Raw genomic sequence first — 16,338 nt, 5'->3', positions numbered from 1 at the left:
CCTTCACGCGCTACCGTCTGATATCACTGATCGTCCGCACGACCTGTAGGGCACTGCCGCTGTACACATAGCCGTGATGTCCCTAGAGTGACCCCCGAAACGATGGCTTTTCAGCATCGACCCAGATGTACCCGAGGTAAGGACGGCTAGACCAGTGCTTCGCACCCGAGGATCGCGGATCGCATTGTCCGCGCTCGCCATTGCGGTGAGCGCCACGCTTGCCGCGCCGACGACAGCAGTCGCCGCGCCCGCGCCCGCGCCTGCGGCGACTCCGAACGCCGTGCCCATGGTCCCCGAGGGCGTCCCGGTCGACGCGCTCGCCGCCCTGGCCCCTGCCATCGTCGGCTCGATCGCCGGGCCCGCCGATATCGCGGCCGGTCCGCAGTCGGCCATCCTCGATCAGGCCCGCAGGCTGCTGGCGACGCTGGGCCTGCCCCCGCAGATCAAGTCCACGCTGGAGCGGATCATCACCTTCCTGGACGGCAGCGGCGGCGGTGGCCCCGAACTGCCGCAGGAGGGCCCGGTCATCGCCCAGTTCCTGTACCCGACCATCGGCAAGGGCTGCATCGGCCCGACCGCCGACTCGGTCGGTACCGCACTCGCCGTCGCGGGCCCCGCGCAGCTGCCGCCGCCCGGACCGAAGGCAGGCCAGGCCGGCTTCGTGTTCACCGCGCTCGGCACCAAATCGCCGACGCCGGAACAGAATCCGCCGATGTCGGTGCAGTGGATGAACCTGGACACCCGCCAGTCCGGCATCCTGCCGCTGACCGACGAGGCCAAGATCAACCCGGGCGGCCCGGCCACCCTGTCCGCGATCGCCGACACCGGCGCGGGCCGGATCGTCGCGGTGATCTCCGGTTCGCTGACCACCCAGGCCGCCGACGCGGAACCGCGCACCTGCTCGTTCCTGCCCACCCTGGGCTTCTTCACCGTGGCATAGGTTTTCCGAGCACGAAGGCGGCGGCCCATTCGGGACGCCGCCTTTGTCGTTCCCGTGCCAACCCGGTAGCGAAACGCCGCGATGACCTGTGCGTGCTCGGCGGTTGTGGTAGACCGCTAACTATGGCGACGATCGAACACTCGATACGGCCCGGCCACTCGATTCGGAGCAGGCGCTCCCATCGATCGATCCTGTCCTTCCGGTCCGAGGGCTCCATACTCTCCATCGGCTCGGCCTACTCGATCCTGTCGATCGGCAGTGTCGGCTCGGTGCTCTCGATCGGGTCGGTGGGTTCGTTCGGGTCGGCGCTCTCCTCGTTCTCGTTCACCAGTCTCGGCTCGGCGTTCTCCGGGCTCTCGCGCTGGTCACTGTTCTCCTGGCTGGGCGACCACGAAGCGCCCGACACCCGCCCCGCGCTGCGCGTCGTCCCCGACGACGAACCGGACCTGCGCGTCGCACCGGTCACCCACAGCCAGACCTAGACAGGGTCTAGCGCGTAGCTGCTCACCACTGGCCGAAGTCGTCGTGCAGGATGTTGTTCAGGTCGATGCCGATGCCGTCCAGCGAACGCTTGTCGATCTCGAACTGGTGCAGGTCGGCGGCGGGGTGCACGAAGCCCTTCGGCGTGCCCCAATTGTGCTGCCAGTAATAGGTGGCCAGGCCTGCGGCCGTGGCCAGCTCGATGGTCGGCGCATTGGCGTACATGCCGGTGTTCTCGCGGCCGAGCACCTCCTGCCAGCCGAGCAGGTAGGGCGCGATCATCGTGGTGAACTCGACCGGATCCGGATTGTCGTCGATCGACGCGTAGATCGGCACGCCCTCGGGACCGCCTGCGGCGCGGTGCAGTTCGAGCCCACGCTGTGCGTGCTTGATCCCGGCGTCGAAGCCGCCCCGCCAGTCCGCGGTCGGCCCCTTGCCGAACTGGTAGCAGGACACGATGTGCAGTCCGGCGTTGTGCAGCTGGTCGACCTCGTTGGCCAGCAACGGTTTACCGATCATCCATTCCGCGCCGGGGCGGCGATCCGAGACGTAGCGGATCACGCCGAGATGCCCGGCCTCCTTGATCCCCTGAGCCGAGGGCACGCCGCCTGAATAGTCGATCAGCGTGCCGAGCGATTGCCGTGCGGCGGCGGGCGCGGCAGCCGCGGTCACCCCGAGTGCGGCCGTGGCGGCGGCATAGCCGAACAAGCGGCGGCGGGACAGAGACATCGAACGCATCGCAGGACTCCTTCGCGCAACCCCGACCATGGATGGCAGTGCTCAATCGGCCCTTCGCAGGCGTCGCAGCCGGCCCGGCGCACCTTCCCCATACCTTTACGCGCGCGCCGGGAGCCTCGAACGTGCACTCATTTCACCACAATCACTTGGGAACCGCTAGACCCACGGGACACAGCTGTTCACATTGGTCACACGCCCGAATGGACCGGCCCGGGGTTACGCGGTGCCGTCGATGCGGGCCGCGACGTCGATGGTCCGGCCGGAGCTGTCTGCCAGCTCCTTGCCGACAACCCCGGCGACCTGCGCGATGACCTGCTTCTTGATGCCGGCCAGGGCGCCGAGCGTGGCCGCGCGTACGCCGTGCGCCTTGAACTCCAGCCGGATCTCGTCCCGATCCGGCGGCGGCACGTCGATGATCACGAGCAACGGATCGGCGGCGCGCGCCGTCAGCACCAGCGGCACCTCGACGTCGGCGCGGTAGCGGTTGGCCTTGAGCACGTCGACGGTGATGTCCAGGCTGACCGGCAGCGTCAGGTCGAAAGCCCGTGGCGTGTCGGCTTTGTCGGCCAGCTGCGGCACCCGGATGGCCCCGCGCACGGTGACGGTCGCCGCGTTGCGCGGCCCGGTCTTGAGCGGGCCGACCTCGATCGGCCGTCCCGCCATCTTTTCCACCACGTGCAGCACACGATCGCGGGTGACAATGCGGGAGAAGAAGCGGTGCCCGAATTCGTCGTAGCCGATCCAGTCGAATTCGGCCTGTTCCCGATACTCGGACCGGGTTCCGCTCACCAGCGCTTCCACGTCGAACACGCGCGCGCGACGGGCCTGCGGATCGGCGAGCATGCCGTTCACCCGGGACGCGACCTCCCGCTGCACGAGGCCCGCGATCGGATCGAGCAGCATTTCCAACGCCGAATCCTCGGCCTGGGCCCGCAGCACGAAGCTGATGTCGCGCTGGGTGATCGGCGGGATGTCGATGACGATCAGCAGCGGGTCGGCGGTGCGCGCGTGCAGGGTCAGGTCGACCTCGACGCGGGCCTCGAGCCGCAGCTTCTTACCGCCCAGCATCACCTTCAGCGCCAACGACACCGGCACGGTGACCTCGAACGTGACATCGGGGCCGCTGTGCACCACCTCCGGTGTACCGACCTTGCCCTCGGCGACGAACCCGGCGAGCCCGGCCGGACCGAGGGAGAACGGCCCGATCGTCATGCCGCGCCCGGTCACGCCGGCCACCGCGGCCTCGACCCGGTCCTTCGTCACCGCGTGCGTGACGAAGCGCTCGCCGAAGGCGGCGTAGTCGATCCACTCGGGATCGCTGCTCGTTTCGTCGGTCGGCTGCATCAGTTGTTCCGGAACCTCACCACTCGATGGACATCCGACACGGTACGCGACCGACATTGCCCGGAACTTGCGCGCGGCTGAACCCGAGATCCCCGTCCTGTCGATGAGGGGGAGACAGGGCGGGGATCGGCGACGGCGCTGCCGGGCGCCGCCGCTTCTATCGTAGAACTAATTGCGCACCTGCTGGAATGCCTGTTGCCGCGCGGTGACCGCGGCGGCGTTCACAGCCGCCCGAATCCGACGATCCCCGGCACCTCCGCGAGCCGGAACGTGTGCAGGCCGATTTCACCGAACTCGTTGCCGCCCAACGTCGTCACGGTGTCCGCGTCGGACTTCAGCACGATGTTGGTGTGCTGGTTGAACGGGCTGGCATCGCTGTAGAGGATCACGTCACCGGTGCGCGGCCGATAGTCGCCGAAACGGACGAATCGGTCAGTGCCCGCGTAGAACTCCTGCAGGGTGTAGACGCCGGGGATTCGCCACGAACTCGAATTCGGGTTGGCCAGCGGTACGCCCGACTCGCGCATCACCCAGCTGACGAAGTCGGCACACCACGGTTCCCGCACCCCCTCGGCATACTTCTCCCCCGCGCCCGGCGACCGGAATTCCCGCTCCGCCACCGCGATCACCCGGGCTTGCGCCGGATCGAGAGCCGAACGATCGATCGCGGGGAACGCGGTGAGCCGCTCGCCCGCGATCGCGGGCGGATGCGTGCGGTCCTGCCACCACCACACACCGACCACGCCCGCGGCCACCAGCGCGGCGGCGAGTACCGCCGCTACCAGTCGGCCCCGGGCACGCCCGCGTCGATGGACGGCACCGATCGGCTGTTCGGACATCAATTCCCCCGGTTCGTCGCGGTCCCGTCGTTCGGGACCCTTGCCGAATTCTACGAACGGGCGGACCGAACGGTTCCCGGCGAAAAACGATTTGCCCTCGCCCCGGCGGCTGATGTAGATTTCTACCACCCCGGTACAGGATGGTAGATATGGGACTGAACATCAAGAACGAACAGGTGCACGCCTTGGTGCGTGAAGCAGCGGAGCGGACGGGGATGACGCAAACCGGCGTAATCGAGGAGGCACTGAAACGCATGTTGAAAGAACTCGATGCCGAGCACGAAACTGTGCTCGACGATCTACGGACCATCTCGGCGGATATGCACGCCATCGTGCGGGAGTCCGGCTATCCACCCTTGACCACCGACGATCTCTACGATGACGAGGGGCTGCCCGCATGATCGTGGATGCGTCCGCCCTGCTCGCCATCGTCAACGGCGAACCCGAATCCGATTCGTTCACCAAGATTCTGGGCTCGACCAGAGGCATCTCGATGTCGGTGGTCAACCATTTCGAGGTGGCCATCAAGGTCGACCGTCACCCGAATCCGGTGCTTGCACGACGCACCGAACAACTGATGGAACGAGCAGGTATCGAGCTCGTTCCGGTGTCACTCGAGCAGGCAGCGATCGCCCGCGCCGCCTACCGCGATTTCGGCAAGGGCAGTGGGCATCCCGCCCAGCTCAACCTCGGCGACTGCTTCGCCTACGCACTCGCCACCGTCACCAAGGAGCCGCTGCTCTACAAGGGCAACGACTTCGTGCACACCGACATCAGATCCGCGGTCTGACGTCTCGCTGAATTGGGTGGTGCGGCGGCCCGATCCGCCGCACCACCCGCCACGCCGCCCGTATTTCCCTCCCTCGGACGGGAATCCGCGATAGGGTCCGAAAAACCGGGCGACGGGGAGGTACGACCCTGGACACGCTGTGGACCTTCGTAGTACACCGGCGACATCAGCTGCTCATCGACTCCTACCTGCATGTGTCGGCGGTGTTGCAGTCGGTGCTGCTGGCGACGATCGTCGCGGTGCTCATCGGAATCCTGGTGCACCGCAGTCCACTTGGTTCCTCGCTCGCCACCGCCCTGGCGAGCGCGATTCTCACCGTGCCGTCGTTCGCCCTGCTCGGTCTGCTGATTCCGATTCTCGGCCTCGGCGTCGGCCCGACCATCACCGCGCTGGTGCTCTACGCGCTGCTGCCGATCCTGCGCAACACCATCATCGGGCTCTCCTCGGTGGATCCCGCGGTCACCGACGCGGCGCGCGGCGTCGGGATGAACCGGCTGCGCGTGCTCGCCGCCATCGAACTGCCGCTGGCCTGGCCGGCCATCCTGACGGGTATGCGGGTCAGCACCCAGTTGTCCATGGGCATCCTGGCCATCGCGGCCTACGCCAAGGGGCCCGGGCTCGGCAACCTGATCTTCTCCGGCCTCGGCCGTCTCGGCAGCCCGAACGCGGTGCCCCAGGCACTCGTCGGCACCGTCCTGATCGTCGTGCTCGCACTGGTATTGGACGGGATCTACGTCCTGCTCGGACGTCTCACCACCTCGAGGGGAATCCGTGACTGACACCGAAACCCGTTCCGGCACCGCCTCGACGGCGGTGTCCGGCGAGGAGATCGTGCTCGACGCGGTCACCAAACACTATCCGGGGCAACGCGATCCGGCCGTCGACCGGGTGTCCATGACGATCCCCGCCGGGGAGATCGTCGTGCTGGTCGGCCCGTCCGGCTGCGGCAAGACCACCACCATGCGGATGATCAACCGGTTGATCGAACCGACCTCGGGCACCATCACGATCGGTGGCCGGGATGCCGCCTCGATCGACGCCGACCAGTTGCGCCGCGGCATCGGCTATTCGATTCAGCAGGCCGGGCTCTTCCCGCACATGACGGTCGCCAAGAACGTCGCGACCGTACCCGGACTGATCGGCTGGGATCGTAAGCGGATCACGGCCCGCACCGACGAAATGCTGGACCTGGTCGGCCTCGATCCCGACACCTACCGGCACCGCTATCCGCGTCAGCTCTCCGGCGGTCAGCAGCAGCGCGTCGGCGTGGCCCGCGCGCTCGCGGCCGACCCGCCCGTACTGCTGATGGACGAGCCCTTCGGCGCGGTAGACCCGATCACCCGCGGCCTGCTACAGGACGAATTGCTGCGCCTGCAAGGCGAATTGGGCAAGACCATCGTCTTCGTCACGCACGATTTCACCGAGGCGGTCAAGCTCGGCGACCGCATCGCCGTGCTGGGCAGCCGCTCGCGCATCCTGCAGTACGACACCCCCGCGGCGATTCTGGCCGATCCCGCCGACGAGACGGTGGCCGGCTTCGTCGGGGCCGACGCGTCACTGAAACAGTTGACGCTCACGCGGGTGCAAGATGCCGAACTCGCCCAGTGCCCGACCGCCGTCGAAGACGAACCGGTAGATGTCCTGCGCACCGCACTGGCCGAACGAGACTGGCCCTGGGCGTTGATCCTGGACCGGCAGCGGCGGCCGCTGCGCTGGGTCTCGACCGATCATCTGGCGCACGCGAACTCGTTGCGCGACACCGGGTTCGCGATCGGCGAGCCGCTGTCGCTGCGCTCCACCCTGCAGGACGCGCTGGAAGCGCTGCTCGCCGATCAGACGGCGAACGCGGTGGTCACCGGCAAACGCGGCGAGTACGTCGGGCTGATCACCATCGATACCCTGGTCGCGCACCTGTCGGCGATGCGGGCCGAACACGGCTCCGGCAGCACCCCCGGCCGCGACCGAATCCCCGAAACCGGCGGCCCCGCAGCGGGTGACGCGCCATGACCGCGACCACCGGCACCGCACCGACCGTCGCCGGACCCGCCGCGCAGCGCCGAGCCGAGCGGATCCGGTTGATCGCGCAGCCGGTGCTCGTCGTCCTGCTCACCGCGGGAGTGCTGGTGTGGGCCTTCGCCAGGGACCTGACCGTCACTCAGCAGGCGAGTCTGAACACCGGCAATATCGTGACCGTCACCTGGCAGCACATCTTGATCACGGCCACCGTGGTGCTGATCGTGGTCGCGGTCGCGGTGCCGCTCGGCACCGTGCTCAGCCGACCTGGATACCGCCGCGTCGCACCGCTTTTCGTCGGCATCGCGAATATCGGCGCGGCCGCGCCCGCGATCGGCCTGATCGTGCTGTTCTATCTCGCGACCCGCACCACCGGGTTCTGGATCGGCGTCGCGCCGATCGCGTTCTATTCCCTGCTCCCGGTGCTGCGCAACACGATCCTCGGCTATCAGCAGGTGGATCGGACGCTCATCGACGCCGGCCGCGGTCAGGGCATGTCGGCGGCGACGGTGTTGCGCCGCATCGAGTTTCCGCTCGCGGTGCCCTACATTCTGGCCGGGCTGCGCACCTCGCTGGTGCTCGCCGTCGGCACCGCGACGCTGTCGTTCCTGGTCAGCGCGGGTGGTCTCGGCATTTTGATCGATACCGGCTACAAGCTGCGCGACAACGTCACGCTGGTGGTCGGCGCCGTGCTCGCGGTGGCGCTCGCCCTGCTGGTCGACTGGCTCGGCGCGCTCGCCGAACAGTTCCTCGGGCCTAGGGGGCTGCGGTGAACCGGCGCTGGCGGGGCCTGGCGCTCGCGACCGGGATGCTGCTGCTCGCGGCGTGCGGGCTGGAATCCGGTGCCGCGGTGCCGCTTCGGGTCGGTCCGGGCAGTATCCAGCCCGTGCCCGAACTCGACGGCGTGCGGATCATCGTGGGGTCCAAGGACTTCACCGAGCAGAACATCCTCGGCTATCTGATCGAATTCGCGATGTCCGCGGCGGGCGCGGAGGTCCGCGACCTGACGAACATCCAGGGCTCCAACAGTCTGCGCGACGCGCAACTGCACGGCCAGATCGATGTGGCTTACGACTACACCGGCACCGGCTGGGTCAACTATCTCGGCAAGGAACAACCGATCCCGGACGAGCTCGGTCAGTTCGAAGCCGTGCGCGCGGCCGATCTGGACGCGCACGGCATGGTCTGGACGGCCATGGCGCCGATGAACAACACCTACGCCCTGGTGACGAGTTCGGCCACCGCGCAACGCACCGGCGTGCGCACCCTGTCGGACTACGCGAAACTGGTCGGCAGCGATCCCGAGGCCGCGGCGACCTGCGTCGGCACCGAATTCAATGTGCGCCAGGACGGATACCCAGGCATGGCGCGCAAGTACGACATCGACACCGGCAAGGTGCGCAAGCAGATCGTCCAGGATCCGATCGTCTATCAGGCCGTCGCCGACGCCAAACAGTGCCGGTTCGGTTCCGTCGCCGCCACCGACGGCCGCATCCCGGCACTGGATCTGGTCCTGCTGCAAGACGATCGAGCTTTCTTCCCGAAATACAACGCGGCCGTGGTGATGCGCGCGTCCTTCGCCGACGCGCACCCCGAGGTCGCCACCATCCTGGAGCCGATCTCGAAACGCCTGACCAACGAGGCCATCACCGAGCTGAACCGGCAGGTCGACGTCGAAGGCCGGGAACCCGCCGAGGTCGCCCGCGACTGGATGGTCGCCCAAGGCTTCGTCACCGCTCGCTGAAAGGCTGTGCCACAAACACTTTGATGTCCCGCAGACGAAATCGTCACCGATTCCGCGTGCGGGACATCAAAGTTGTTGCCCGAGTTCAGATCCGCGGGTCGCGACCGAGGTAGCGAAGCAGTTCGGCGACCTCGGTGTCGTCCGGCTTGCCGTCGACGACGGCCGCGTACGCGCCCCACTGCCGCAGCGGCTCGACGATCTCGGCTTCCTGGCCGCTGCCCGGCGCGGGGTGCAGGGCGCGGGCGGCCGTGAGCAGGCGCCCGGCCAGTTCGTCGGTGAGCGGGGACGGCTGACCGGTGGCGATCGCGATATCCCAGGCATGCACCGCGGCGTCCAGCGCGCACATCACGGCGGCCACCGGGGTGGCGAGGGCGCCGTGCGGCAGCGGCGTCGGCACGGTCTCGGTGCCGTCGGCGACCGTCGCCCACGCCGTGGTCGTCTGCTCGATCGCGTCGTCCACCAGGGCCTGCGCGGGGCCGTCGATGCTGCCCGACGGCTCGAAGGGGTTGTAGGCCGGGCCGGTGCCGATGCCGAGGAACTGCGCGAAGGCCAGCTGATCGCCCGCCGCGTGCTGCACCACCTGGGTCACGTTCCATTCCGAGCAGGGGGTCGGCAACTGCCACTGGTCGTCGCGGACGCGGGCGACGACGGTTGCCAGCGCGCGGTAGGAGTCGGTGAGCACGGCGCGCCAGACGGGGCTGAGGGTCGCGGCGGCGGTGTTGGTGGCGTTCATGTCGGAGCCTTTCGAGTTCTTGTTTCTTGCTTCTGACATGAGCTTATGCGGCCATTAGGCTAATATTGTTCCTAATATGACCACGGGAAAAATGTGATGCCGACCACAGTGCGGGTACTGCGTTTGCTGGCCCTGCTCCAAGACCGCGCGCACACCGGACGGGAACTGGCCGAGCGCTTGCAGATCACCGATCGCACGCTGCGCCACGACATCCAGCGCCTGCGCGAACTGGGCTATCCGGTGCAGGCGCAACGCGGGTCGGTGGGCGGCTACCGGCTCGGCCGCGGCACCACCATGCCGCCACTGCTGCTCGACGACGACGAGGCGGTGGCCGTCGCGGTGGCCGTCGGCCTCGCCGAGGACGGCGCCACCGGCATCGCGGACATCGGCGACCACGTCACGCGGGCACTCGCCAAACTGGACCAGATCCTGCCGAAACGCTTGCAGCGCAAGGTGACCGCGCTCCGTGAGGCCACCGCGATCGGCCCGGCCACCACCGGCTCACGCGAACCCGACGCCCCGGTTCCGGCCGCGGTGCTGACCACGCTGGCCAGTGCGATCCGGGACGGCGCCACCGTCGTCGTGGAGCAGGATGAACAGTCCGGGGAAATCGAGCCCTACCGGCTGATCAATTGGCAGCGCCGCTGGTACCTCGTCGCCTATCTGCTCGAAACCCATTCCTGGAGTGCGATTCCCGTCGCCAGGGTGCGACGCGCCAGCGCAGGTAGCCGTCGGTTCGCGGCCCGCGCACTGCCCGACGACGACCTGGTCGCGTTCGTGATGCGGCATATCGCCACCACCGGCTGGCAGGTGCAGGCCCGGGTCACGGTGCTCGCCTCCGCCGAAACCGTCATCGCCAGAATCAATCCCGCGGTCGGCGTGGTCGAGGCCGTCGACGAGCACAGCTGCGTACTGCTGACCGGCGCCGACGCCCTGGAAACCATCGCCATCTACCTCAGCATGCTGATGATGGACTTCCGCGTCGAGGACCCGCCGGAGCTGGTCGCGCACATCCGCACCCTCGCTCGCCGCTACACCGAGGCTGTACCGCCGGACTGAACCGGACAGACGAAAGGGCCGACCCGAGCGAACTCGAATCGGCCCCGGCGACGTTCGGCTCAGGCGTGGCCCACCTTGGTGGCTGCGTCGGCCGCCCGGCGCATCGGGATCAGCGCGGTGAGCACGATGGCCACAATGGCCGCGGCCGTCGCGATGAGGAAGGTGGTGTGGAAGCCGTCACGTGAAGGCAGCACGTGCGGGCCGAGCTGCATGGTCATGTGCGCCAGCACCACGCTCATCACGGCCGAGGAGGTGGACGTGCCGACCGAGCGCATCAGCGAGTTCAGGCCGTTGGCCGCCGCGGTCTCGGTGATCGGCACCGCGCCCATGATCAGCGCGGGCATGGCGGCGTAGGCCAGGCCGACGCCCGCCGCGACGATCATCGACGCGACCATGATCTCCCAGACGCTGTTCATCAGCACCACGGCGCACAGGTAACCCGCCGCGATCACGGCCGCGCCCAGCGCGAGGGTGATCTTCGGGCCGCGGGCCGCCGACAGTCGCGCCGACACCGGCGAGAGCAGCATCATCACGAAACCGGTCGGCGCCAAGGCCAATCCGGCGTTCACCATGGTCAGACCGAAGCCGTAGCCGGTCTGCTCCGGCGCCATCAGCAGCTGCGGGAAGGTCAGCGACATGCCGTAGAGCGCGAAGCCCACCGCGATCGAGGCCAAGTTGGTGAACAGCACCCGCGGCCGCGCCGAGACCCGCAGGTCGACCAGCGGCGAACGCTGCCGGAGTTCGAACGCGCCCCAGCCGAGGAACACCACCACCGACACCGCGAACAGGATCAGCGTCGGCGCGCTCGCCCAGCCCCAGTCCGCACCCTTGGTGATCGGAATGAGCAACGCCAGCAACGCGATCGACAGACCGAGCGCGCCACCGAAATCGAACTTGGCCGGCGTGCGCACCGGCGACTCCGGCACGAAGACGAAAACCAGTGCGGCACAGACGACACCGAGTCCCGCGGCGGTCCAGAACAGCATGTGCCAGTCGGCGTTCTGCGCGATGGCGGCGGCCAGCGGCAGGCCGAGAGCGCCGCCCACACCGAGGGTGGCGCTCATGATCGCCATGGCCGAACCGACCTTCTCGGCGGGCAGTTCGTCGCGCATGATGCTGATGCCCAGCGGGATCGCACCGACCGCCGCGCCCTGCAGCGAGCGCCCGATGATCTCGGGGACCAGCGAGGAGAACGCCGCGCACACGACCGAACCCGCGACCAGCAGCAGCAGGTTGGCGAACAGCACCCGGCGCTTGCCGAACATGTCGCCGAGCCGCCCGCTGATCGGCGTCGCCACCGCGCCGGCCAGCAGGGTCGCGGTGACCACCCACGAGGCGTTGGCCGCCGAGGTGTCCAGCAGCGTGGGCAATGACGGGATGATCGGGATGACCAGCGTCTGCATGAGCGAGACGACGACACCGACCATGCCGAGGGTCGCGATCAGCACGGCCGGCGCCGGACGCCGTCGGTCGTCGGAATCGGAGACGGTCGAAGACGCGTCGGCAGCAACACTCACGAATGTGCACGCTACACACGATGTGTATGGTGCACAATTTGATATCGGCGTGACGCACACGACATAGTGTGGCCATGTCCGATTCCGGTCCGGCCGACAACGCCGCGCTCCCCCGCCTGGTCTACGAGCTGACCCTGCTCGCCCGGCACTTCCCCGCGTCGCTGCTGCGCAGACCGGGCTTCCAGCTCGACCGCTCGGCCTTCCTCATTCTGACCAGGCTGGAATGCGACGACCCGCTGAGCCTGCGCGAGTTGTCCGAGGCCTTCCAACTCGACATCTCCACGATCAACCGCCAGGTCGCCGCGATGCTCAAGCAGGGGCTGGTCGACCGCGTGCCCGACCCCGGGGGCGGTATCGCCCGCAAGATCCGGGCCAGCAGTAAAGGACTGGAAGCGCTGGCCTCCGATCGCAGGCAGAGCCACGACGGCATCGGAGCGGTGGTCGCGGACTGGCCCGGCACCGACATCGATCAGCTCGGCAAACTCATCGCCCGCTTCAACCAGTCCGTCGAACACCTCGAGGACAACCCCTGGCCCCGCCCACCCGAGGTGCGCTGACCTGCCGCTGCCCGCGGATGGCGGATCTGTGGCCCGACGAGCTCGTCCGTACGGCAATTCCATTCGAATCGGCACGCACCATGGAGCTTTTCCACCGATAACCGGTGAATGAATGGAGCAGATCGTGGCGCCGATCGATGCTGGCTCCGGCGCAGCGTGCTCGATCCGGGCACCCGCCCCGCGAAAAAGGAAGCGACATCATGATTCTCGTTACCGGTGCCACGGGAACCGTCGGCCGGGCCCTGATCGAACAGCTACTCGCCGCAGGTGAACAAGTGCGAGCGGTCACCAGACGGCCGGAGTCCGCCCGATTGCCCGCCGCCGTCGAGGTCGTCCGCGACGAGCTGGGCGACGCGGCTACCGTGGCCGCCGCCATGCGGGACGTCGACCGCGTCTTCCTGCTGTCCACCGGGCCCGCGATTCCCGAGCACGACGCCGCGGTCGCCGGGGCGGCGGCCGCTGCGGGGGTCGGCCGCCTGGTGAAGCTGTCGTCGGGTCGTGCCGGTGACGAGACGGCCACCGACCCCATCCCCACCTGGCATCGCGCCGGGGAAGCGGCGGTGCGGGCGTCCGGGGTGGGCGTGCACGATCATCCGCCCGCTGGGCTTCATGTCCAACGCGCTGCACTGGGCCGGCTCGATCCGCGCATACGGCGCCGTGCACGCGCCCTACGGCCAAGGCCGCATCGCCGTCATCGATCCGCGCGATATCGCAGCGGTCGCCGCGGCCGCGCTGACCACCGACGCGCACCTGGGGCGGATCTACACCCTCAGTGGGCCCCAAGCGCTTTCGCCCGGCGAGCAGACCGCGATCATCGGCGAGGTACTCGGCCGGAAGCTCGAATTCCGCGAGATCGCGCCGGAGCAGGCACGGCAGGCGCTGCTCGACCACGGCGTGCCCGCCGAACTGGCGGATGCGATCATGGCGCTGCGCGCCACCGCGCTGGCATCGTTCACCTCCGTCGTGCACGACAGCGTCGAGCGGATCACCGGGGTGCCGCCGCGCACCTTCCGGCAGTGGGCCACCGACCACGCGGCCGAATTCCGGCTCGGCGCAGCCTGACCGCGGGGTCGCCGTAGGATCGGAGCGTGAGGCTGGGTGTGGGGTTGCTCGCCGTGTCGGTGCTCGCGGCGGGCTGCGAGGCCAACTTCGGCGCGGGCGAGTGGTCCGATTGGACCGTCACGGTGAACTACACCGCGGTCGAGTCCTACCACGACGGCCCGCGCGAACCGGTGCGCGGTTGCGCCGATGCCGACTGCACCGATCCCGATGCCGAAATAGGCCTGCTGCCATCGGATTTCATCGCCGCGGTGCGGGAAGAGGGCACCGGCCGGATCACCAGCGGCGCCCACGCGGGAACGTACCTGAACTGGTCCTACGACACCGGTTTCTGGCTCGACTCCGCGCCGCGCGACGCCGCGGGCGAGATCTTGCGGCCGTTTCACAGCGCCGCCGCCGACGGACTCGATCCGGGCACCCGGCTGCGCCTGACCGACTGCGGCATCATCGATCCCGAAGCCGCCGACGCGTGCACCAGATTCCAGTCCGCCGAATGGTTCGTCGGCGACGAGTTCATCCCGGGCTTCGGCGGCCCGCACCACCTCGACCTCTATGTCGGCGAGGAAACCGCCCCGGACTTCACCGACACCCCCGATTTCGTCCTGTTCGCCGGCGCGACCGTCGAACCCGTCGTCTAGACCCTGTCTCGAAGTCGAACCGTGGACGCGCCGGATGGAACTTCGAGACAGGTCCTAGCTCAGCTCGCGGCGCTCAGGTAGACGCCGGGGGTGATGCCGTAGCAACGCCGGAACCAGCGGGTGAGATGGGCCTGGTCGGCGAAGCCCGCGGCGACGGCCGCCGCGGCGACCGGGCGGCCCGCCGCGATCGCCCGGCGCGCGGCACGCAACCGGAGCAGCCGCTGGTAATCACTCGGGGCCAGACCGTAATTGGCGCGGAACGCCCGGTACAGGGCGAACCGGCTGCACTCGGTCGCCTCGGCGAGATCGTCCATGGACAACGGCTCGAGGTAGCGGTCGTCGAGCACGGCGCGCACCCGGCGGGCGATGTCCACGCCCGCCCCGCCCCCGCCGGTGCCCGACCGCACCAGCGGACGTCGCGCGCCGCGACGCACCAGGGCGGCGACCGTCGCACCGAGCGCCTCGTCCGCCGCCAGCTCGCTACCGGGCTGCCAAAGGCTCGCATGCAATCTGGACAGCGCCCGGGACAGCAGCGGATCGTCCAGTACCGGATCGGCGAACAGCGGCAGGCCGGTCGGCCGCGCGGTCTGTTCGGTCAGCAGATCGGTGATCAACTCGGTGCCGATGTGCACGATCGAATAGGTGAAACCCAGCTCGGTGGTGCTGTGCCCGTCGTGCGGCTCGTCGGGGTTGAACGCCATCACCATGCCCGCCGCGCTGACCCGCGACGCGCCCCGGCAATCGAAGCTCTGCGCACCGAACCTGGTGAGCCCGAACGAGTACGTCTCGTGGCTGTGCAGGTGATAGACGTGTCGCTCGAAATGCGCCTGCATCACCTCGACCGGACGGTCCGGCATCCGCCGGTACGTCACCCATTCACCCGCCGCCACCCCACCATTGTCGCCGCACCAGCGTTCAATACCGCGACCCGGTCGGCGCACGAAGATCGGCAGCGTGCGTATTCGATTGATGCTTGTGCTGGTCATGGCGCTGTGGGGCAGCGCGTTCGCCTCTTCGAAACTGGCGGTGCACGACGTGCCGCACGAGGTGGCGGGGTTTCTGCGGTTCCTGATCGGCACTCTGGTGCTGATCGTCGTGTTGCGTCCGAGGCGGTTGCCCGCGGCGGAGTTCACCCGCATCGCAGGGCTCGGGCTGATCGGCGTCTTCGGCTACAACCTCTTCTTCTTCCTGGGCCTGTCGCTGGCGCCGGCGGCGGACGGCAGCGTGATCGTGCCGATGACGGCGCCGGTGCTCACCTTCGCGGTGTTGAGCGCGCTCGGCCGCACTCGGCTGTCCTGGTCCGGCGCGCTGGGCCTGTCCGTCGCGGTCCTCGGCGGAGTGGTGTTCTTCCTGGGCATCCCGGCGACCGGCGGGCACCGCCTGTTCGGCGATCTCGCCTTCGTCGCCGCGGCGGCCTGCTGGGCCTGCTACACCATGCTGGGTGCGCCGATCCTGGCCCGGCATGCCGCGCCCACCGTCACCGTCTATGCCACCGCCGCGGGCACCGCGGTGCTCGGCCTGCTCGCCGCACCCGTCCTGCCCGCCGTCGCGTGGTCGGAGCTGAGCCTCGGATTCTGGCTCAACCAGGCCTATCTCGGCATCCTGCCGACCGCCCTCGCCTACGTGCTCTACTACCGCGCGGTCGGGCAGGTCGGGCCGGCCACCGCGTCCACGGCGATGTTCCTGGTACCCGCCTTCGGTTTGGCCTGCGCGTGGGTCCTGCTCGGCGAGACGATCGCACCGGTGCAGGCGGTGGGCGCGGCGGCGATGCTCGTCGGCGCGTGGCTGAGCACCCGCAGGGCGACGCCCCCGGCCGCGACGCCGACGCTGAACCAGGACGAGAACCTATCCCCTGCAACGTGATCCGTGGAACCAGGCGTCGACGAG

19 protein-coding genes and 1 pseudogene are annotated in these 16,338 nt (G+C 68.7%); 14 read left to right on the top strand and 6 right to left on the bottom strand.

What is annotated here, in order from left to right:
- Positions 1-154 precede the first annotated feature (154 nt).
- The gene (locus TY25_RS01355) at positions 155-940 is read left to right on the top strand and encodes an Rv1157c family protein (protein ID WP_029902139.1); all 786 of its coding nucleotides are present in this window, start codon (positions 155-157) and stop codon (positions 938-940) included.
- A gap of 122 nt (positions 941-1,062) precedes the next feature.
- Positions 1,063-1,422: a hypothetical protein gene (locus TY25_RS01350; protein WP_014987991.1), complete on the top strand. Its 360-nt coding sequence runs from the start codon at positions 1,063-1,065 to the stop codon at positions 1,420-1,422.
- A gap of 22 nt (positions 1,423-1,444) precedes the next feature.
- On the opposite strand, the gene TY25_RS01345 is transcribed toward TY25_RS01350, so the two are convergent.
- The 3 genes from TY25_RS01345 to TY25_RS01335 all read right to left on the bottom strand — a co-directional run bounded on the left by TY25_RS01345 (position 1,445) and on the right by TY25_RS01335 (position 4,341).
- Complete coding sequence (locus tag TY25_RS01345; protein ID WP_172595716.1) at positions 1,445-2,158, bottom strand: DUF1906 domain-containing protein; 714 nt, start codon at positions 2,156-2,158, stop codon at positions 1,445-1,447.
- A gap of 216 nt (positions 2,159-2,374) precedes the next feature.
- On the bottom strand, positions 2,375-3,502 hold the full coding sequence (locus TY25_RS01340; protein WP_042253445.1) for a hypothetical protein: 1,128 nt from the start codon (positions 3,500-3,502) through the stop codon (positions 2,375-2,377).
- Between the two features lie 221 nt (positions 3,503-3,723).
- Positions 3,724-4,341: a CHAP domain-containing protein gene (locus TY25_RS01335; protein ID WP_042253495.1), complete on the bottom strand. Its 618-nt coding sequence runs from the start codon at positions 4,339-4,341 to the stop codon at positions 3,724-3,726.
- Between the two features lie 149 nt (positions 4,342-4,490).
- Here TY25_RS01335 and TY25_RS01330 point away from each other — a divergent pair, with 149 nt between their 5' ends.
- The 6 genes from TY25_RS01330 to TY25_RS01305 all read left to right on the top strand — a co-directional run bounded on the left by TY25_RS01330 (position 4,491) and on the right by TY25_RS01305 (position 8,888).
- Positions 4,491-4,742, top strand: coding sequence for a type II toxin-antitoxin system VapB family antitoxin (locus TY25_RS01330; RefSeq protein WP_014987995.1), 252 nt, complete (start codon positions 4,491-4,493; stop codon positions 4,740-4,742).
- Entirely contained in the window at positions 4,739-5,131 is a 393-nt protein-coding gene (locus tag TY25_RS01325; RefSeq protein ID WP_042253443.1) for a type II toxin-antitoxin system VapC family toxin, read from the top strand. The genes TY25_RS01330 and TY25_RS01325 overlap by 4 nt, the downstream gene beginning before the upstream one ends.
- Positions 5,132-5,259: 128 nt before the next feature.
- Positions 5,260-5,910: an ABC transporter permease gene (locus TY25_RS01320; RefSeq protein WP_029902126.1), complete on the top strand. Its 651-nt coding sequence runs from the start codon at positions 5,260-5,262 to the stop codon at positions 5,908-5,910.
- Positions 5,903-7,138, top strand: coding sequence for an ABC transporter ATP-binding protein (locus TY25_RS01315; protein ID WP_042253441.1), 1,236 nt, complete (start codon positions 5,903-5,905; stop codon positions 7,136-7,138). The genes TY25_RS01320 and TY25_RS01315 overlap by 8 nt, the downstream gene beginning before the upstream one ends.
- Positions 7,135-7,917 (top strand): ABC transporter permease, encoded by a 783-nt coding sequence (locus tag TY25_RS01310; RefSeq protein ID WP_042253440.1) that lies wholly within the window; start codon positions 7,135-7,137, stop codon positions 7,915-7,917. The genes TY25_RS01315 and TY25_RS01310 overlap by 4 nt, the downstream gene beginning before the upstream one ends.
- A 35-nt stretch (positions 7,918-7,952) precedes the next feature.
- A complete protein-coding gene (locus TY25_RS01305) occupies positions 7,953-8,888 on the top strand; it encodes a glycine betaine ABC transporter substrate-binding protein (RefSeq protein ID WP_042253494.1) in 936 nt (311 codons plus the stop codon).
- 85 nt (positions 8,889-8,973) lie between these two features.
- On the opposite strand, the gene TY25_RS01300 is transcribed toward TY25_RS01305, so the two are convergent.
- Positions 8,974-9,621 (bottom strand): TIGR03086 family metal-binding protein, encoded by a 648-nt coding sequence (locus TY25_RS01300; RefSeq protein WP_042253438.1) that lies wholly within the window; start codon positions 9,619-9,621, stop codon positions 8,974-8,976.
- Between the two features lie 96 nt (positions 9,622-9,717).
- Here TY25_RS01300 and TY25_RS01295 point away from each other — a divergent pair, with 96 nt between their 5' ends.
- Positions 9,718-10,680: a helix-turn-helix transcriptional regulator gene (locus TY25_RS01295; protein WP_042253437.1), complete on the top strand. Its 963-nt coding sequence runs from the start codon at positions 9,718-9,720 to the stop codon at positions 10,678-10,680.
- A gap of 59 nt (positions 10,681-10,739) precedes the next feature.
- Here the strand turns inward: TY25_RS01295 and TY25_RS01290 are convergent, their stop codons facing one another.
- Positions 10,740-12,197, bottom strand: a complete 1,458-nt coding sequence (locus TY25_RS01290; protein ID WP_201773618.1) for an MFS transporter — start codon at positions 12,195-12,197, stop codon at positions 10,740-10,742.
- Between the two features lie 74 nt (positions 12,198-12,271).
- Here TY25_RS01290 and TY25_RS01285 point away from each other — a divergent pair, with 74 nt between their 5' ends.
- The 4 genes and pseudogenes from TY25_RS01285 to TY25_RS01275 all read left to right on the top strand — a co-directional run bounded on the left by TY25_RS01285 (position 12,272) and on the right by TY25_RS01275 (position 14,451).
- Entirely contained in the window at positions 12,272-12,754 is a 483-nt protein-coding gene (locus TY25_RS01285; RefSeq protein ID WP_042253436.1) for a MarR family winged helix-turn-helix transcriptional regulator, read from the top strand.
- 137 nt (positions 12,755-12,891) lie between these two features.
- A pseudogene (locus TY25_RS43815) lies at positions 12,892-13,266 on the top strand (SDR family oxidoreductase); the annotation flags it as partial.
- Positions 13,267-13,363: 97 nt separating this feature from the next.
- Positions 13,364-13,816: a Rossmann-fold NAD(P)-binding domain-containing protein gene (locus TY25_RS43810; protein ID WP_226887554.1), complete on the top strand. Its 453-nt coding sequence runs from the start codon at positions 13,364-13,366 to the stop codon at positions 13,814-13,816.
- A gap of 26 nt (positions 13,817-13,842) precedes the next feature.
- Positions 13,843-14,451 (top strand): hypothetical protein, encoded by a 609-nt coding sequence (locus TY25_RS01275; protein ID WP_226887180.1) that lies wholly within the window; start codon positions 13,843-13,845, stop codon positions 14,449-14,451.
- Between the two features lie 59 nt (positions 14,452-14,510).
- Here the strand turns inward: TY25_RS01275 and TY25_RS01270 are convergent, their stop codons facing one another.
- A complete protein-coding gene (locus TY25_RS01270) occupies positions 14,511-15,341 on the bottom strand; it encodes an AraC family transcriptional regulator (protein WP_201773617.1) in 831 nt (276 codons plus the stop codon).
- 64 nt (positions 15,342-15,405) lie between these two features.
- Between TY25_RS01270 and TY25_RS01265 the strand changes: the two genes are divergently transcribed.
- Positions 15,406-16,314 (top strand): DMT family transporter, encoded by a 909-nt coding sequence (locus tag TY25_RS01265; protein ID WP_146154142.1) that lies wholly within the window; start codon positions 15,406-15,408, stop codon positions 16,312-16,314.
- Positions 16,315-16,338: the final 24 nt, after the last annotated feature.

It is taken from the genome of Nocardia brasiliensis NBRC 14402, assembly GCF_000308475.2.
Classification (GTDB): Bacteria; Actinomycetota; Actinomycetes; order Mycobacteriales; family Mycobacteriaceae; genus Nocardia; species Nocardia brasiliensis.
Note: the sequence above shows the minus strand (reverse complement) of the source record. Positions and strands in the feature narration are given on the sequence as shown.